At 33.9% G+C, this 16,885-nt stretch carries 16 protein-coding genes; 11 read left to right on the top strand and 5 right to left on the bottom strand.

Annotation, left to right across the window (positions count from 1 at the left end; translation table 11 throughout):
- The first annotated feature begins 48 nt into the window (after window positions 1-48).
- The gene (locus tag J2Y38_RS05845) at window positions 49-528 is read left to right on the top strand and encodes a hypothetical protein (protein ID WP_309840506.1); all 480 of its coding nucleotides are present in this window, start codon (window positions 49-51) and stop codon (window positions 526-528) included.
- Between the two features lie 120 nt (window positions 529-648).
- Here the strand turns inward: J2Y38_RS05845 and J2Y38_RS05840 are convergent, their stop codons facing one another.
- Window positions 649-1,752, bottom strand: coding sequence for a glycosyltransferase (locus J2Y38_RS05840; protein WP_309840504.1), 1,104 nt, complete (start codon window positions 1,750-1,752; stop codon window positions 649-651).
- Entirely contained in the window at window positions 1,749-2,693 is a 945-nt protein-coding gene (locus tag J2Y38_RS05835; protein ID WP_309840502.1) for a lysylphosphatidylglycerol synthase domain-containing protein, read from the bottom strand. Before J2Y38_RS05835 ends, J2Y38_RS05840 begins: the two co-directional genes overlap by 4 nt.
- Before the next feature lie 138 nt (window positions 2,694-2,831).
- Between J2Y38_RS05835 and ruvC the strand changes: the two genes are divergently transcribed.
- From ruvC to J2Y38_RS05800, 7 genes are all read left to right on the top strand, one after another.
- Window positions 2,832-3,386 carry a crossover junction endodeoxyribonuclease RuvC gene (ruvC, locus tag J2Y38_RS05830; protein WP_065449180.1) on the top strand — a complete coding sequence of 185 codons (555 nt, stop codon included), beginning with the start codon at window positions 2,832-2,834 and terminating at the stop codon, window positions 3,384-3,386.
- A gap of 91 nt (window positions 3,387-3,477) precedes the next feature.
- Window positions 3,478-4,635 (top strand): radical SAM family heme chaperone HemW, encoded by a 1,158-nt coding sequence (gene hemW, locus J2Y38_RS05825; protein WP_309840497.1) that lies wholly within the window; start codon window positions 3,478-3,480, stop codon window positions 4,633-4,635.
- Window positions 4,636-4,713: 78 nt separating this feature from the next.
- Window positions 4,714-5,481, top strand: coding sequence for a cyclase family protein (locus J2Y38_RS05820; protein ID WP_309840496.1), 768 nt, complete (start codon window positions 4,714-4,716; stop codon window positions 5,479-5,481).
- 113 nt (window positions 5,482-5,594) lie between these two features.
- The gene (locus J2Y38_RS05815; protein ID WP_309840495.1) at window positions 5,595-5,993 is read left to right on the top strand and encodes a GNAT family N-acetyltransferase; all 399 of its coding nucleotides are present in this window, start codon (window positions 5,595-5,597) and stop codon (window positions 5,991-5,993) included.
- A complete protein-coding gene (locus J2Y38_RS05810; RefSeq protein ID WP_309840934.1) occupies window positions 5,993-6,343 on the top strand; it encodes a DUF4260 domain-containing protein in 351 nt (116 codons plus the stop codon). Before J2Y38_RS05815 ends, J2Y38_RS05810 begins: the two co-directional genes overlap by 1 nt.
- 8 nt (window positions 6,344-6,351) lie before the next feature.
- Window positions 6,352-6,723 carry an MmcQ/YjbR family DNA-binding protein gene (locus J2Y38_RS05805; RefSeq protein WP_256636730.1) on the top strand — a complete coding sequence of 124 codons (372 nt, stop codon included), beginning with the start codon at window positions 6,352-6,354 and terminating at the stop codon, window positions 6,721-6,723.
- A gap of 59 nt (window positions 6,724-6,782) precedes the next feature.
- A complete protein-coding gene (locus J2Y38_RS05800) occupies window positions 6,783-7,490 on the top strand; it encodes a PH domain-containing protein (RefSeq protein WP_309840492.1) in 708 nt (235 codons plus the stop codon).
- A gap of 145 nt (window positions 7,491-7,635) precedes the next feature.
- Here J2Y38_RS05800 and J2Y38_RS05795 read toward each other — a convergent pair whose 3' ends face one another.
- On the bottom strand, window positions 7,636-8,736 hold the full coding sequence (locus J2Y38_RS05795) for a DUF4407 domain-containing protein (RefSeq protein ID WP_309840490.1): 1,101 nt from the start codon (window positions 8,734-8,736) through the stop codon (window positions 7,636-7,638).
- A gap of 232 nt (window positions 8,737-8,968) precedes the next feature.
- Here J2Y38_RS05795 and J2Y38_RS05790 point away from each other — a divergent pair, with 232 nt between their 5' ends.
- Entirely contained in the window at window positions 8,969-11,779 is a 2,811-nt protein-coding gene (locus J2Y38_RS05790; RefSeq protein WP_309840489.1) for a TonB-dependent receptor, read from the top strand.
- A gap of 76 nt (window positions 11,780-11,855) precedes the next feature.
- A complete protein-coding gene (locus tag J2Y38_RS05785; protein WP_309840488.1) occupies window positions 11,856-12,914 on the top strand; it encodes a phytase in 1,059 nt (352 codons plus the stop codon).
- 216 nt (window positions 12,915-13,130) lie between these two features.
- On the opposite strand, the gene pckA is transcribed toward J2Y38_RS05785, so the two are convergent.
- Window positions 13,131-14,735, bottom strand: coding sequence for a phosphoenolpyruvate carboxykinase (ATP) (pckA, locus tag J2Y38_RS05780; RefSeq protein ID WP_073483558.1), 1,605 nt, complete (start codon window positions 14,733-14,735; stop codon window positions 13,131-13,133).
- Between the two features lie 206 nt (window positions 14,736-14,941).
- Window positions 14,942-15,328, bottom strand: a complete 387-nt coding sequence (locus J2Y38_RS05775) for a DUF423 domain-containing protein (protein ID WP_309840487.1) — start codon at window positions 15,326-15,328, stop codon at window positions 14,942-14,944.
- A gap of 186 nt (window positions 15,329-15,514) precedes the next feature.
- On the opposite strand from J2Y38_RS05775, the gene J2Y38_RS05770 reads away from it, so the two are divergent.
- Complete coding sequence (locus J2Y38_RS05770; protein ID WP_309840486.1) at window positions 15,515-16,879, top strand: saccharopine dehydrogenase C-terminal domain-containing protein; 1,365 nt, start codon at window positions 15,515-15,517, stop codon at window positions 16,877-16,879.
- Window positions 16,880-16,885: the final 6 nt, after the last annotated feature.

Below are 16,885 nucleotides of genomic sequence, written 5' to 3'. Positions count from 1 at the left end.
TCGTATTTTTATACTTCAGTTTATTTTATCCAATTCAACATCAAAGCCTTGAAGCATTTTTCTATTTTTATTCTTTTCCTATTTTTAAATTCTTGTCAATATTTTGAGAAGAAGGTTCCCTCTGAGAAAGAATTATTGCAAAAGGAACTAAAATCTATAAATTGGAAAGAGGTTGACGAATATCCTACTGTTGCTGAGTGCGAAACAATTAATGATAAAAAACTGCGTCAAAAGTGTTTTTTTGATATGATGTCACAACTTATTCAGGAAAAATTAGACGTTGATAGTTTATCCATTTTATATCCTGATCTTGATACTATACAAGTAAAAGTGACTGTTTTTCCTAACTCAAAAATGAAGTTCGAACCTGAATTTCGAAAAGATTCTGTTGCTTACGACACTATTAGAATTGACAGTATTCTGCATGCGCGTTTAGTTGATTTTCCTAAAGTAAATCCGGCTATAAAACGTGGTCTTCCTGTAAAAACACAATTTACACTTCCTGTGATTATTAAAGCAAAAGAATAGCTTTTTTTTCACCATATAAGTGATATAAGTTCATTTAAAAACTTGGTGTAAAATTTTGAGTAAACAAAACACTTCGATTTGATTTAGCTTAAATCTCTTAAATAACTTATATGGTTTAAACTATTTTACAAAGCGTCGGTCTTTCCATTCGTAAGAACCAAATAAGCTGTATAAAGCTACAATTGAGCTGAAAAAAGGATAAAGCAAACTACTTAATAAAAGGCTTTTGATTCTGGTTTTGGTCAAAAATTGATTGGTTTTATAGAGCAGAATAAAGTCGGTTGTGAACTTTAAAAAAGCAAATAAAACAAAAAACGGATAATTCCAAATTCTTAAAAGAAATAAGAAAAACGCGATCACAAAACTTAGATTTCCGAAGAAAACAATTATCCCTAAAAATTTTCCGAACGTACTTTTATAGGAACTTGTTTTTGCAGCCCAGCGAACTCTTTGATAGAATAAAGATTTCCAGTTTTCGGTTGGTTTTGTGATTACGATTGCTTCTTCTGCTTTTAAATAATGAACTACATTTGGGAATTTTTCAATGGCTTTTTGCAGTAAAAAAACATCATCTCCGCTGGCAATCTTATCATTTCCATCAAAACCATTTAAGTTTTCAAACAATGTTTTTGTGTAGGCAAAATTTGCTCCGTTGCACATAAAACCTTTTCCTAGACCAAAACTGCCAATTGTTGCGCCTTGCAAACTGGTTAAATCTAATTGCTGAAAATGATGCAGAAAAGAATTCTCGCATTCATACGAAACTGCACCGGCAAGCATTGAAACTTTATTTTCCTGAATATAGTTATCAAAAGTCAAAAGCCAGTTTTTAGGAACAATACAATCAGCATCTGTTGTAATTACCCAATTGGTTTTTACGTGCTGCATTGCAGTTGTAATGGCATCTTTTTTTGGAGAATTTGATACCCGAATATTGTCAATTACTGAAACCTGAAACCCGAAACCTGAAACTTGAAATTTCTCTTTAGAACTATCATCAACTAAAATTACTTCAAATAAATCTGTTGGATAATTTAAGTTTGAAAAGCTATTTAAAAGCTTTGGAAGATTTTCTTCTTCATTTCGAAACGGAACTATAATTGTAAAACTTGTAATTGGAGTTAAACCTTTATTTTGATAGTTTTTCACTTTGAAAAAACCGTAAATAAGCGAACCGATACTTATTATATAAAGGATCAATATTTCAAATAAACCGAAAATCATGCTGCGCTTTTGGTTTTGAAATTCAGTACAAAATAACTTCCTAAAATAACTGGTAAAACCACATTAAGAAACCACATTAAGGTACTTATAAAAACTACAATCCATTCGTTTACTCCTAGAATTCCGAAGAAATAAATGGCTACGCTTCCTTTTACTGCAAAATCTAAAAATTGAAATGTTGGCAAAGAGGAAGCTAAAAAATATACCGATGTAACTGCTGCCATTAAAGTTAAATAAGGCAAATCGACATCAAAAGCTAAAAACAAAAAGTAATATTGATGCGAGAAAACTAAATATCGTAAAACTCCTAAAAGAATATTTTTTTGATGAATTGATTTCGGAATCTCATTGATTTTATGGATCAGTTTTTCAATGGAATATCCTTTGATTTTTATCTTTTTAAGAGAAAATAAAACGATCAAAATCACAATAAATCCTCCAAACAAGATCGCAACCGTTTTTGATGTAATAACATTGTATTGTGCATTGAAATACATCAACCCAAATATTCCGAAAATAACTGTCAAAATCATCTGGATTCCGTTACAGATTAAGTTCAGGAAAACTACTTTTTTGGCTTCACTTTTTGGATAATACAACGCTTTTCCGGCATACTCTCCTACTCCGTTTGGCGTAAAAATTCCGGCGGTTAAGGCTGCTAAAACCTGTTTTGTCGCTTCATAACCTGAGATTTCATGAATTACTTTGGCAAGATTCTGCCATTTTAAAATCTCAAAATAACGGTTCAAAACACTTAAAAGCAGAATAAAAGAAATTCCTAAAACCGACTGATTTTTTCGAAACAAAGTAATAAACTTCTGCCAGTCTAGTTTGTCGTTATTTGCCAGCTGATGGTAAATAAAATAAAATGCGCCACCTACAATCAAAAGTTTGATTAGAAGAACAAGGAATTGCTTAGCTTTGTGAGGAATTGAAATCATGCCGCAAAAGTAAGCAAAAGTATTGCGAAAATGCTATTTCACAAAGATTCACGAAGAAATCACAAAGACACACAGAGATATAAAAACTTGGTGAATCTCTGCGGTAACTTAGCGAGACTTTGTGTAACCCAACAAATAATGACAAAAGAACGCATCATATTAGGTATTGACCCCGGAACCACAATTATGGGTTTTGGATTGATAAAAGTTATCAATAAAAAAATGGAATTTTTGCAGTTAAACGAATTGCAATTGTCCAAATACGACAATCATTACCAGAAACTAAAAATCATTTTTGAAAGAACTATCGAATTAATCGAAACGCATCATCCAGATGAAATTGCAATTGAAGCGCCTTTCTTTGGTAAAAACGTACAATCGATGTTAAAACTTGGTCGCGCACAAGGTGTTGCGATGGCCGCGGGACTTTCAAGAGATATTCCGATTACAGAATACGAACCCAAAAAGATAAAAATGGCGATTACCGGAAACGGAAATGCCAGCAAAGAACAGGTTGCCAAAATGTTGCAACAGCTTTTAGGCTTAAAAGAATTACCAAAAAACCTGGATTCAACTGATGGTTTGGCGGCTGCGGTTTGTCATTTCTTTAATTCAGGAAAAATTGTGGCTGGAAAAAGTTATACTGGCTGGGACGCTTTTGTAAAACAAAATGAGGAACGGGTTAAAAAATAGTTTGCAGTCGCAGTCTCAGTTTTCAGTTTTATCTGAGACTACAAACTGAGACCGAAAACTGAGACCGAAAACTGAGACTAAACACTAAAAAATGAGCGGTATCTACATCCATATTCCTTTTTGCAAGCAGGCTTGCCATTATTGCGACTTTCATTTTTCGACTTCGATGAAAAAGAAAGACGAAATGGTTTTGGCTTTGGCGAAAGAAATTGCCATGCGCAAAAATGAATTTGAGCTTCTCGACTCCGCTCGAAGTGACAACGAAATTGAAACCATTTATTTTGGAGGCGGAACTCCTTCTGTATTATCAAATGACGAAATCAATTTTTTAATTGCAGAAGTTTATAAAAATTATACCGTTTCAGAAAACCCAGAAATTACACTTGAAGCAAATCCCGATGATTTATCTGCCGAACGAATTTTGGAATTATCTAAAAGTCCGATAAATAGATTAAGCATTGGTATTCAGTCTTTTTATGAAGAAGATTTGAAGATGATGAATCGCGCTCATAACTCGGCGGAAGCCATAAAGTGTTTACAAGAAGCGACCAAATATTTTGATAACATTTCGCTTGATTTGATTTACGGAATTCCGGGAATGAGTGACGAAATGTGGAAACAGAATATCGAAACGGCTTTGAGTTTTGGTATTCCGCATATTTCGAGTTATGCTTTGACTGTTGAACCAAAAACAGCTTTGAGCAAATTAATTCAAACCGGAAAAATTGCTGAACCACAAGACGAAGCGGCTTCAAACCATTTTATGATTTTAGTTGAAACGCTTCAAAAAAATGGTTTTATTCATTACGAATTATCCAATTTTGGGAAAGAGAATTATTTCTCCAAAAACAATTCGGCTTATTGGCTGGGAAAAAAATATATCGGAATTGGGCCTTCGGCGCATAGTTATGACGGCATAAAAAGAGGCTGGAATATTGCTAATAATTCATTGTATTTAAAATCGATTCAGAATGATGAACTTCCTATTGAAACGGAAATCCTGACTACTTCAGATCGTTATAATGAATATATTATGACAGGTTTACGAACGATTTGGGGCGTTTCTCTAGAAAGAATTGAAAATGAATTTGGACTAGAATATTTGAATTATCTGAAAAAACAATCTCAGAAATTTTTAAACGACGATTTGCTTTCAATCGAAAATAACATTCTAAAACCAACTCCAAAAGGAAAATTTTTAACGGATGGAATTGCTTCAGATTTATTTTATCTAAATTTGGAAGACTAAAATTAGCCACGAAGGTACAAAGGCGCAAATCAATTAAACTTTGTGACTTAGCGTCTTTGCGGCATAAAACCTAAACTTGTGTTAGCCAAAATCAACAACTTCGAAATCGACTTATCAAAACCTATTGATATCTCTATTCCTTTAACAAATACAGACGAAAACCCTATTGCCTGGTACATAGAAAAACCGGTTATTGAACCAGTAGTTTTTGGAGATTGGATTGGGAAAGTTTCGGAAGGAAAATCATCTACGAATTTTAATAATATCTTCTTCAATCCGCATGGGCATGGAACACATACGGAGTGTTTAGGGCATATTACAAATGATTTTTATAGCATTAATCAATCGCTTAAGCAGTTTTTCTTTTGTGCTAAATTGATTACGGTTGAGCCTGAAAAAATTGGAGATGATTTTGTGATAACTAAAAATCAAGTTCAAAAAGCAATGAGCACTTCGACTTCGCTCAGTGTGACAAACGAGGCTTTAATTATTAGGACAATACCAAATCAAAAGGAAAAAAAATCAAGGAAATATTCGAATACAAATCCGCCTTATTTGTCTGAGGAAGCTGCGATTTTCATCCGCGAAAGCGAAATTCAGCATTTACTGATTGATTTACCAAGTGTTGATAAAGAACATGACGAAGGTAAATTATTGGCACATAAAGCGTTTTGGAATGTAAAAGACACGCATAATCTAAATGCTGATGCCAGATTAAACGCAACAATTACCGAAATGATTTATGTTCCAGACGAAATTGAAGATGGAAATTATATACTAAACCTGCAAATTGCTTCATTTGAAAACGATGCAAGTCCGAGCAAACCGATTTTATATAAAATTTAAAAGTTTGCCACGAATTTCACTAATTTACACTAATTTTTATATGCTTGAAGTGAAAAATTAATTCGTGGAAATTCGTGAAATTCGTGGCAAAAAACCTAAAATCTAAAATTAAAATGATAACCGTTTCTACAGATAAAACCAAACTCGACGTTCCGTTTATACAAAATTTTTTAAAAGATATTTATTGGGCAGCGGGACGAACTATTGAAGAAGTACAAACCACAATTGATGCTTCGATTTGCTTTGGAATTTATTTAAATGACAAACAAATTGGCTTTGCGCGCGTGATTACCGATTATGTTGTTTTTGCTTATTTAATGGATGTTTTTATAACCGAAGAACATCGCGGAAAAGGATATTCGTCGATTTTAATTGAAACGATGATGAATGAACCAATTCTAAAAGATGTGAAAATTTGGCGATTGGCGACAAGTGACGCTCACTTTTTATACGAGAAATTTGGATTTACAAAACTGAATCATCCAGAAAAAATGATGGAAAAAATAGTATGATGAACACAATTATTAAACTCGAAGAAACGGCTTTATTTATTCTGGGAATATTTCTTTTCAACCGTTTAAATTACGATTGGTGGTGGTTTTTAGTTTTAATATTGGCTCCGGATTTATCTATGATTGGATATGTTTTTGGAAATAAAACGGGTGCATTTCTTTATAACCTTTTTCACCATAAAGGAATTGCACTTTTAATTTATGCTTTAGGATATTATTTAAGTATTGAAAGTATTCAATTAGCGGGAATTATTTTATTTTCACATTCGGCAATGGATCGTGTTTTTGGTTACGGATTAAAATATGAAAAGGGTTTTAAATACACACATTTAGGTGAAATTGGTAAATAATAAATGATATGAATTTAGAAACGTTTTACGAATATTGTCTTTCAAAAAAAGGCGTAAGCGAACATTTCCCTTTTGATGAAGATACTTTGGTTTTTAAAGTAGGCGGCAAAATGTTTGCTTTATCTTCCTTATCACAATGGGAAAAAAATGAGGCTTCGGTCAATTTAAAATGTGATCCAGACCGCGCGCAGGAACTCAGAGCCGAATATGACGAGATAAAACCGGGATTTCATATGAGTAAAGTGCATTGGAATACGGTTGCATTAAATGGAAATCTTCCGGATAAATTTGTCAAAGAATTGATAGATCATTCGTATGAATTGGTTTTCAAAAGTTTGACAAAGAAAATTCAGAATGAAATTATCGAATTAGAAAATTAGGCATTACATTTGCACGGTAAGAAAAAAAACTTAGCAACTTAGTTACAACTTATACAACCATGAAAGAACAATTTAAAAAATTCCTAAACGAAGAACAAGATCCAAAAGCGATTGAAAAAATCACTTCAAAACTCAACGATTTATTGATGAAAGGTGAAGAAGTTGGATACATCGCAGTGCAAAAAAAGCCTGCAATTACTGTTTTTCCTGATAGTATTGTATTAACAAACAAACGTATCATTATCTGTAAACCTAAAAATTTAGGTCTTTCAATGGATTTTACAGATTATACTTGGGATGATATTGCAAGTACTTTTGTAAAAGAAAATATCTTAGGTTCTGAATTTTCATTTGGTACAAAAACAGATTTAGCTGTTTCTATTGATTATATTCCGAAAATTCAGGCTAGAAAAATTTATACTTACGCTAAAGAACAATTGGATTTATTGAAAAATCCAGTTTCTGCAGGAACGCCAGTTCAGGAAGTTGTTGAACCTGTTTTTGAAGAGGAAACAGAAGAAGTTGAAGAAGTTGAAACTGAAGAAGTAACAAACTTTGCTGAAATTTTACCAGCAGCGCCAGTATATACTGAAACTTTTGAACCAATTCAACCAGCACAGCCTTCAACCGGAGATCGCAAATTAAGCGAATTATCTAAAGAAGAACTTTTTGATAAATTACAGAATTACAAAAAACTTCTTGACAATGGTTTAATCATGCAAGGAGAATATGATGCTTACAAAAAAGAGATTTTAAGTTACATGTAATAAGTCTTAAAGTTGGAAAGTCCAAAGTCATAAAGTCTTTTCCTCCTAAATAATAAAAAGCCAGAAATAGAAAAATTCTATTTCTGGCTTTATTTTTTTAAGTCTGTACTTTGACTTTATGACTTTAGACTTTCCAACTTTCGACTTATAAAGTCGCCTTCTGTTTGTCTAAAAAGTTATGCGATTGTAATTCTAATAACTCCTTTGCATTTTTTCGCTGTAAATCATACAAGCCTTTATCTTCGGCAATATCAGCGTAAACTCTATCATGCATTTCTGCACTCGTTTTCATTAATAATTCACGTTGGTATTTATTTTGTTCCAAAGTAGCTTTCATTGCTGTTTCGGCTTCTTCTTGTTTAAAGTCGAATTCCCCTTTTGGAGCTAATAATTTTGCAATAATTGGAGACGTTTCGATTGCCAGAAACAACAACATTATAAAAAATGACGGAAGCCACGGTAATTTATTTAACGCATTTATACGCGCCATTAATCCGTCGAAACCTTCGATAATAGGCTGTGTCTGTGAAACTTTTTTATCCAAATCTGCTTGAAGTTGTTTGCCTGCTTTTTCTTTCTCGGCAATTTTAGCTTCGTTTGTCTTTTTCAGCGTTTCAAATTCTTTTAAAGCCGCATCATGTTTTTCGCGTTTTTCTTTATAAACCGGGCCTTTTCCTAGTTTTTTTGTTCCGGCAGTTCCTTCAGCTTCTGTAATATAAGTAGAATAAAGAGCATTTACTTCTTTTTCTTTCTTTACTATATCTGCTTTTAAAGCTGCAATTTCAGCCTTATTTTTATCTAAATCTGTTTTGAAATACGTTCCAATTTGCTTTTTATTGGCCAATTCCATTTCGTTTTTCTCTTTCAATAAAACGGTATTGATTTCTTTTTCGAAAATTTTAATTTCCAATGGTTTCGAAATTACAATAGCAATAATAATCGCCAGCATAATACGCGGGGTCGCCTGCAGAAATTCATCCATAAAGCGGTCTCTCTTTTTAATTGTAGAAACGATAAATCGGTCTAAATTAAAAATCAATAAACTCCATACAAATCCAAAAATTAAAGCGGGATAAATAGAATCAAAAACGGTGAAAAGCGCATAGGCACTGGCTAAAAACGCCATTACTGCGGTAAAGAATACGGTGGCACCAATACCAACATATTTGGTTTGTTCGCCTTCTGAACATCCTTCTAATAAATCTCGGTCGGCACCGGAACAAAGGATAAAAAATTGTTTTAACATGATTGATGATTTTTGATTGTGATTGATACAGCAAATTTAACGCCAAATTTTCAATTACGTTCAAAATATCGATTTGTTTTTAGCTGCAAATCAATTATTTGAGACATAAATGTTAGTTAAACATTAATAAGAATAAGGAATAACTGACTAATCATAACACTATGTTAATTTTTTTAAAGGGTTTTAGTAATACTAAGAGTATAGTTTCGCAATGAATCAAACTAAACACACAATGAAAAAAATCAATTTATTATTAATGTTCTTATTTTTAGCCGTTTCGGGTTATGCACAAAAAGCGATAATTTCCGGAAAAGTGCTGGATGCAGACGACAAACTTCCATTACCGGGAGCTATGGTCCAGATTGTTGGAGAAAACAAATACACGATTTCTGACTACAACGGCCGTTTTGAATTATTAAACATTAATGCAGGGACTTATAAAGTTGAAGTAAAATATATTGGATATACTTCTATAACGCATGAAATTACTGTTGAACAAGGCAAAAACAATGTTTTAGATTTTGCGCTTAAAACTTCTGGAACGGAGCTGAATGAAGTTGTAGTTGGAGATATCTTAAAAGGTCAGGCAAAAGCGCTGAATCAGCAAAAAAACAATAAAAACATCGGAAACGTAATTTCGTCAGACCAAATGGGCCGTTTTCCAGATGCTAACGTTGGAGACGCTTTAAAACGTGTTCCGGGTATTACAATGCAAAATGACCAAGGTGAAGCCCGTAATATTATTATTAGAGGTTTGGCTCCGTCTTTAAATTCTGTGACTTTAAATGGCGACAGAATTCCTTCTGCAGAAGGAGATAACAGAAACGTGCAAATGGACTTAATTCCGTCTGATATGATTTCGACTATTGAAGTAAATAAAACTTTAACTTCTGATATGGATGCAGATGCTATTGGAGGTTCTGTAAACTTAATTACAAGAGCAACTCCTAATGGCGAAAGAATTTCTGCAACTCTTGCGGGAGGTTATTTACCAATACGTGAACACGCAAGTTACACAGCAGGTTTTGTATACGGAAATCGTTTTTTCGATAATAAATTAGGGGCTGTTTTTAGCGGTTCGTATAACAATGTTGATTACGGGTCTGATAACGTAGAAAACGAATGGGTAAAAGATGATTTTGGAAATGAATATTTACAGGCTTCAGAAATCAGAAAATATAATGTACAGCGTATTCGCCGCAGCGGATCTGTTGCTTTAGATTATAAATTTGACGAAAACAATACCATTTTTGCTAATGCGATTTACAACTGGAGAGACGATAGAGAAAACCGTTTTAGAACGACTTATGATGATATTGAACCTATTTATAATGGCGAACAAATTACAGGATTTGAAGGTCGTGTAAAACGTGAAACTAAAGGCGGACTTGACAACAGCCGCAACAAAAGCAGAAGATTAGAAGATCAAAGAGTTCAAAATTATTCTATTCGCGGAGAGCATTTAATAAATTCAAAATTAGATTTAGACTGGTCTGCAAATTATGCAAAAGCAAGAGAATACCGTCCGGGAGAACGTTATATCGAATACCGTCAGACAGGTTTAGAAATGACTCAAAATTTTTCTGATTTAAAATTCCCATTGGTTACAACAACTGGTGAAGCTTTGGATCAATTCGAATTTGATTCGGTTTCTGAAAATACAGATGAAACAAGCGAAAGCGAATTTGGGGCAAAAGTTAATATCCGTTTTCCTTTTACTATTATTCCAGCTCAAAAAGGAAGATTAAGAACTGGTCTTAGACTTCGTTTGAAAGAAAAAGAAAGAAATAATACTTTCTTTACTTACGAACCAGTTAATGACGGAATGGATTTATTATCTGAAATTTCGACAACTACTTTTGATGGAAAAAATTTCAATCCGGGAACTAAATATATACCGGGAACTTTTGCTTCGGCTAATTTCTTAGGAAATCTTGACCTGAACAATCCAGCTTTATTTGATAAAGAATCAGATCCTTCAGAATTTTTAGCAGTAAACTATAATGCAAAAGAAAGTATTTATGCAGCGTATGTAAGATGGGATCAGGATTTTAACGATAAACTTTCGATGGTTTTAGGTTTTCGTTTAGAGAACACTCATATCGATTATACAGGAAACCGAGTTTTAGATGAAGAAGAATTAGAGAGTAAAATCAACACTACAAACTCTTATACTAATTTAATGCCGAGCATATCCTTTCAATATAATGCTACAAAAGATTTAGTTTTAAGAGCTGCAGCAACAACTGCTTTAGCAAGACCAAACTATTATGCATTAGCGCCTTATGTAAACAATATCGCTTCAGATAAAGAAATTACAGCCGGAAATCCAGATCTTGATGCAACATACTCATACAATTATGATTTCATGGCCGAGAATTATTTCAAATCGGTTGGTTTAATTTCCGGAGGTGTTTTCTACAAAAGATTAAATGATTTCATTTACAATTATAGTGATAATGAGTACGACAGTGTAAAATTTGCAAATGATTTCCCTAATCAGACAAACCCAATTCCGGTAGGTGAAAACTGGTCATTTTTGCAATCACGAAATGGCGATACCGTTGATGTTTACGGATTTGAAGTTGCTTTTCAACGTCAGTTAGATTTCCTTCCGGGTCAATTCTTAAAAGGTTTTGCTGTTTATTTAAACTATACGTACACAAAATCTAAAGCAAAAGGTATTTCCGATGAAGATGGAAACGAAAGAAAGGATATCACTCTTCCGGGAACAACGCCGCATATGTTTAACGGATCTTTATCTTGGGAAAACAAACGTTTTTCTGCCAGAATTTCAACCAATTTCACCTCTGATTATTTAGATGAATTAGGTTCAGAATCTTATAAAGACAGTTATTATGACAAACAGTTTTTCTTAGATGCCAATGCTGCTTTCAAGATTACGCCAAAACTTCGTCTTTTTGCAGAAGCTAATAACTTAACAAATCAGCCTTTGCGTTACTATCAAGGAATTGAAACACATACGAAACAAGTAGAATATTACCAGGCCCGTTACAATTTCGGATTGAAATTAGACTTGTAATAATCCATTTATAAATTTCTTAAATTAGACAGGACTTTACCGTTCTGTCTAATTTCATTTAAAATAAAAACACCTAATGAAAAACAAATCTATACTTGCTTTTTTATTTTTAAGCCTTTCATTTACAGCTTGTAAAGACGATAAATTAGCGCCAATTCAACCAAATGCGGTAAAACCAACAACGGTTACCGAGGCTTTGCCTCACGATACAGATGATCCTTCAATATGGATTAATCCTGCTGATGCTACAAAAAGTATTATTGTGGGAACAGATAAAGATACAGACGGCGGTTTGTATGCTTTTGATTTGAATGGAAAAATCCTTAAAAAATCAATTGTTTTACAACGTCCAAATAATGTTGATATCGCTTACGGATTAATCATCGACGGAAAAAAAGTAGATATTGCGGTTACGACAGAACGTGAAACTAACAAAATAAGAATTTTCAGTTTACCTGATTTAGAGCCAATTGATAACGGCGGAATTCCCGTTTTTGAAGGTGATACAGAAAGAGATCCGATGGGAGTTTCTTTATACACACGTCCAAGTGATCAGAAGATTTTTGCCATTGTGGGAAGAAAAACGGGGCCAACAGGAAGTTATTTATGGCAGTATGAACTTTCTGGAAACGGAAAATTTGCTGCTGCAAAAGTGGTTCGCAAATTTGGAACTTACAGCGGTAAAAAAGAAATTGAAGCAATTGCAGTAGATAACGAATTAGGTTTTGTTTACTATTGCGACGAACAAGTTGGCATTAGAAAATACAAAGCTGATCCAGCTTTAAATGACAATAAAGAATTGGCTTTCTTTGGTCAAAAAGATTTCAAAGCAGACCACGAAGGAATTGCGATTTACAAAAAAACAGATTCTACAGGATATATTTTAGTTTCAAACCAACAGGCAAATTCTTTTATGGTTTATCCGAGAGAAGGCGCAAAAGGAAATCCAAATAAGCACACTTTATTGGCAGAAGTTCCAACGTCAACAATTGAATGCGATGGTGCCGATGTTACAAGCGTAAACTTAGGTCCAAAATACAAAACCGGACTTTTCGTAGCCATGAGTAACGGAATGACGTTTCATTATTATGCATGGGATTTGATCCAGAAACGTATTGATGAAGGGAAAAAATAGTTCTTTTTGTTTCAGGTTTCAAGTTTCAGGTTTTATCGAGACTAAAATTCGGTGTCACACTGAGCGAAGTCGAAGTGCTTTGTGGGGCTTCGACTTCGCTCAGCCTGACAATCGTTTCGCTCAACCACAAACCTGAAACCTGAAACTTAAAACTTGAAACAAAAAAAAGCTGTTCATAACTGAACAGCTTTTTTAATTTGAATTAAATAATTCCTTTTATTCTGTAATCGGTGCGCCTGCTAAGATTTCAGCATTTGCAAACTCTTCAAATTTGGCAAAATTAGCTTTGAATTTCTGAGCTAATTCCAGCGCTTTTTTATCGTATAAATCTTTGTCTTCCCAAGTATTTCTAGGATTTAAAATTTCCTCTGGAACGTTAGGACAAGATTGTGGTTTTGCAATTCCAAATACGGCGTGATTTTTATATTCTACATTATCCAGTTCTCCGTTTAATGCAGCTGTAATCATCGCACGAGTATATTTTAGTTTCATACGGCTTCCTGTTCCGTATGCACCGCCAGTCCAACCAGTGTTGATTAACCAAACTTTTACATCGGCATCTTTCATTTTTTTGCTTAACATTTCAGCATATTTTGTTGGATGTAAAGGCATAAAAGGCGCTCCAAAACAAGCAGAAAAATTAGGTTGTGGTTCTGTAACTCCAGCCTCAGTTCCGGCAACTTTTGCTGTATATCCAGAGATAAAATGGTAAGCAGCCTGCCCGGGAGTTAATCTTGAAATTGGAGGCAGGATTCCGAAAGAATCTGCTGTAAGGAAAAATATGTTTTTTGGATTATGACCAATAGAACCCGGCTGAATATTGTCAATATGTGTTATTGGGTAACTTACACGAGTGTTTTGAGTGATCGAAACATCATCATAATCCACTTCTTTAGTTCCCGCTTTAAAAACCACATTTTCTAAAAGCGCACCTTTTTTGATTGCTCTGTAAATGTCCGGTTCATTTTCTTCTGTTAAGTTGATTACTTTAGCGTAACATCCGCCTTCGAAATTGAAAACAGTATTTTCGCCAGTCCATCCGTGTTCATCGTCACCGATTAATTTACGTTCCGGATCTGCAGATAAAGTTGTTTTTCCTGTTCCGGATAATCCGAAGAAAATGGCTGTATCACCATTTTTACCAACATTGGCACTGCAATGCATTGGTAATGTATTTTCAAAAACCGGTAAAATGAAGTTTAAAGCAGAGAAAATTCCTTTTTTCATTTCTCCTGTATAACCAGTCCCGCCAATTAAAGCTACTTTTTTAGTAAAATCTAAAATAGCAAAGTTTGACTGACGTGTTCCATCTACAGCAGGATCTGCCATAAAACTTGGAGCACAAACTACAGTCCATTCTGGAGTAAAGTTTGCCAGTTCAGACTCTTCTGGTCTTAAGAACATATTGTAGCAAAACAAATTTGACCAGGCTGTTTCGGTAACAACACGAACGTTTAATCTGTAATTTGGATCTGAACACACGTAAGCATCACGAACAAAAACTTCTTTGTCTGATAAAAACTTGGTTACCTTATTATATAATTTCTCAAAAGCTTCTGGTGAAAACGGAATATTTACATTTCCCCACCATACTTTATCTTCTGTAATGCTGTCTTTTACAATAAAACGATCTTGTGGAGAACGTCCTGTAAATTCACCTGTATTAATTGCCAAAGCACCTGTAGAGGCCTCAACACCTTGTCCTGACTGCACAGTTATTGCATGCAGTTCATCTGCTGATAACTGGTAACGAACCGTTGCATTTTCTATTCCTAATTCTTTTAACGAAATCGATTGCGCGAAAAGTGTGTTATTGTCCATAAATTTAATGTTGTGTTGTATGTTATTTTTTGGTGCAACAAAATATAATTTTACTTCTTCTTAAGCGTAAAGCCCAAGTTTGCAAATTGTTATATTTTTTATCAAAGCAGACAAAAAGCAATAAAAATTCACATAAGTAACGTTATATGTTAATTATGAGACAAAATTAAAGATTAATTTTTACACAGAATTTTTTTTTCTGGATTTTATGATTTTTTCTTCAAAATAGTAAGAAATAATACCGCCCAGCCAATAATTAATAAGAATCCGCCCAAAGGTGTTGCGAATACGATAATCTTAGAATCAAAAATTGTAAGACTTTTAGTAGCTAATAAATAAATAGATCCGCTAAAGAGAACAACACCGGCAACAACCAGATTATAGATTGTTTTTACCGTTTTTTCGGCGATGTCTTTTCGGGTTGAAAGAAAAAGTAAAAAGAGAGCGTGGTACATTTGGTAACGAACCCCAACTTCAAAAGTGTTTAACTCTTCGACAGCCAGATATTTCTTTAGTAAATGGGCTCCAAAAGCACCAAAAATAATGGCTAACATTCCTATAAAGGCTCCAGTTAAAACTATTCTTCTTTTCATATTTTCCAGATTTTTAATTTGAAACAAAAATACTTCATCCTATTCAATATTCATTTTAGTTTTTGAAATATTTCAGTCTTAAAAATGACTTTTTTGTTCGATTTACGAATTAAATAATTATCATTTTTGAAATTATATTTGTTATATTTATAACATTTTAATATGTTTGTGTTAAATATTAGAGTTATGAGAAGCGTTTTAATAATTGGAGCCGGCAGATCAGCATCTTCGCTGATTCGTTACTTACTTGCAAAATCAGAAACCGAAAACCTGCATCTTGTTGTTGCCGATTTGTCTTTGGCTTTAGCCGAAAAAAAAACACAAAAACATCCAAACGCAACTCCAATTGCTTTAGATATTTTTAATACCGAAGAAAGACGTGCTGCCATAGAAAAAGCTTCGATTGTAATTTCGATGCTTCCGGCACATTTACATATCGAAATCGCAAAAGACTGTCTGCAGTTTAAAAAACATCTTGTAACAGCATCTTATATAAGTGATGCCATGCAGGCTCTGGATGAAGAAGCCAAAAAGAGCAACCTGATTTTCATGAACGAAATTGGTCTTGATCCCGGAATCGACCATATGAGCGCAATGAAAGTTATTGACGAAATCACCTCAAAAGGCGGTAAAATGCTTTTGTTTGAATCGTTTTGCGGCGGTTTAGTCGCTCCGGAATCTGATAATAATTTATGGAATTATAAATTTACCTGGGCTCCTAGAAATGTGGTTTTGGCCGGACAAGGCGGAGCTGCTAAATTTATTCAGGAAGGCACTTATAAATATATTCCGTACAGCGCATTATTCCGCCGTACAGAATTTCTTGAAGTCGAAGGTTACGGAAAATTTGAAGCCTACTCCAACCGTGATTCGCTTAAATACAGATCAATTTACGGACTTGACGATGTCCTGACCTTATATAGAGGAACAATTCGAAGAGTTGGTTTTTCGAAAGCGTGGAATATGTTTGTGCAACTCGGAATGACAGATGACAGTTATGTTATCGAAGATTCTGAAAACATGAGTTATCGTCAATTCATGAATTCGTTTCTTCCTTATCATCCAACAGATTCTGTTGAAATTAAAACCCGTTTTATCCTTAAAATCGATCAGGACGATATTATGTGGGATAAACTTTTAGAATTGGATTTATTTAACCCAAACAAAAAAGTAAATCTGCCAAATGCGACTCCGGCTCAAATTTTAGAAAAAATCTTAACCGACAGCTGGGCGCTTGAACCAGATGATAAAGATATGATCGTGATGTATCATAAATTTGGTTATGAACTAAACGGCGAGAAAAAACAAATCGATTCAAAAATGGTTTGTATTGGCGACGACCAAACGTATACGGCGATGGCAAAAACAGTCGGACTTCCGGTTGCAATGGCAACTTTGCTGATTTTAAACGGAAAAATTACAACTCCAGGCGTTCAGCTTCCTATAAAAAAAGAAGTTTACGAACCAATATTAAAGGAATTAGAAGAGTACGGCGTTATTTTTAATGAACAAGGCGTACCTTATTTTGGATACAATCCGGATTTATTTTAATCCAGA

The sequence above is a fragment of the Flavobacterium sp. 2755 genome (assembly GCF_031455715.1).
In the GTDB taxonomy this organism is placed as follows: domain Bacteria; phylum Bacteroidota; class Bacteroidia; order Flavobacteriales; family Flavobacteriaceae; genus Flavobacterium.
The sequence above is the reverse complement of the archived record's forward strand: the minus strand, read 5'-3'. Positions and strand labels throughout refer to the sequence as shown.

Coding starts and splice junctions, on each gene's coding strand:
- J2Y38_RS05840 (WP_309840504.1), bottom strand. CDS start 1,752: ATGATTTTCGGTTTATTTGAAATATTGATCCTTTATATAATAAGTATC.
- J2Y38_RS05835 (WP_309840502.1), bottom strand. CDS start 2,693: ATGATTTCAATTCCTCACAAAGCTAAGCAATTCCTTGTTCTTCTAATC.
- ruvC (WP_065449180.1), top strand. CDS start 2,832: ATGACAAAAGAACGCATCATATTAGGTATTGACCCCGGAACCACAATT.
- hemW (WP_309840497.1), top strand. CDS start 3,478: ATGAGCGGTATCTACATCCATATTCCTTTTTGCAAGCAGGCTTGCCAT.
- J2Y38_RS05815 (WP_309840495.1), top strand. CDS start 5,595: ATGATAACCGTTTCTACAGATAAAACCAAACTCGACGTTCCGTTTATA.
- J2Y38_RS05810 (WP_309840934.1), top strand. CDS start 5,993: ATGAACACAATTATTAAACTCGAAGAAACGGCTTTATTTATTCTGGGA.
- J2Y38_RS05805 (WP_256636730.1), top strand. CDS start 6,352: ATGAATTTAGAAACGTTTTACGAATATTGTCTTTCAAAAAAAGGCGTA.
- J2Y38_RS05800 (WP_309840492.1), top strand. CDS start 6,783: ATGAAAGAACAATTTAAAAAATTCCTAAACGAAGAACAAGATCCAAAA.
- J2Y38_RS05795 (WP_309840490.1), bottom strand. CDS start 8,736: ATGTTAAAACAATTTTTTATCCTTTGTTCCGGTGCCGACCGAGATTTA.
- J2Y38_RS05790 (WP_309840489.1), top strand. CDS start 8,969: ATGAAAAAAATCAATTTATTATTAATGTTCTTATTTTTAGCCGTTTCG.
- J2Y38_RS05785 (WP_309840488.1), top strand. CDS start 11,856: ATGAAAAACAAATCTATACTTGCTTTTTTATTTTTAAGCCTTTCATTT.
- pckA (WP_073483558.1), bottom strand. CDS start 14,735: ATGGACAATAACACACTTTTCGCGCAATCGATTTCGTTAAAAGAATTA.
- J2Y38_RS05775 (WP_309840487.1), bottom strand. CDS start 15,328: ATGAAAAGAAGAATAGTTTTAACTGGAGCCTTTATAGGAATGTTAGCC.
- J2Y38_RS05770 (WP_309840486.1), top strand. CDS start 15,515: ATGAGAAGCGTTTTAATAATTGGAGCCGGCAGATCAGCATCTTCGCTG.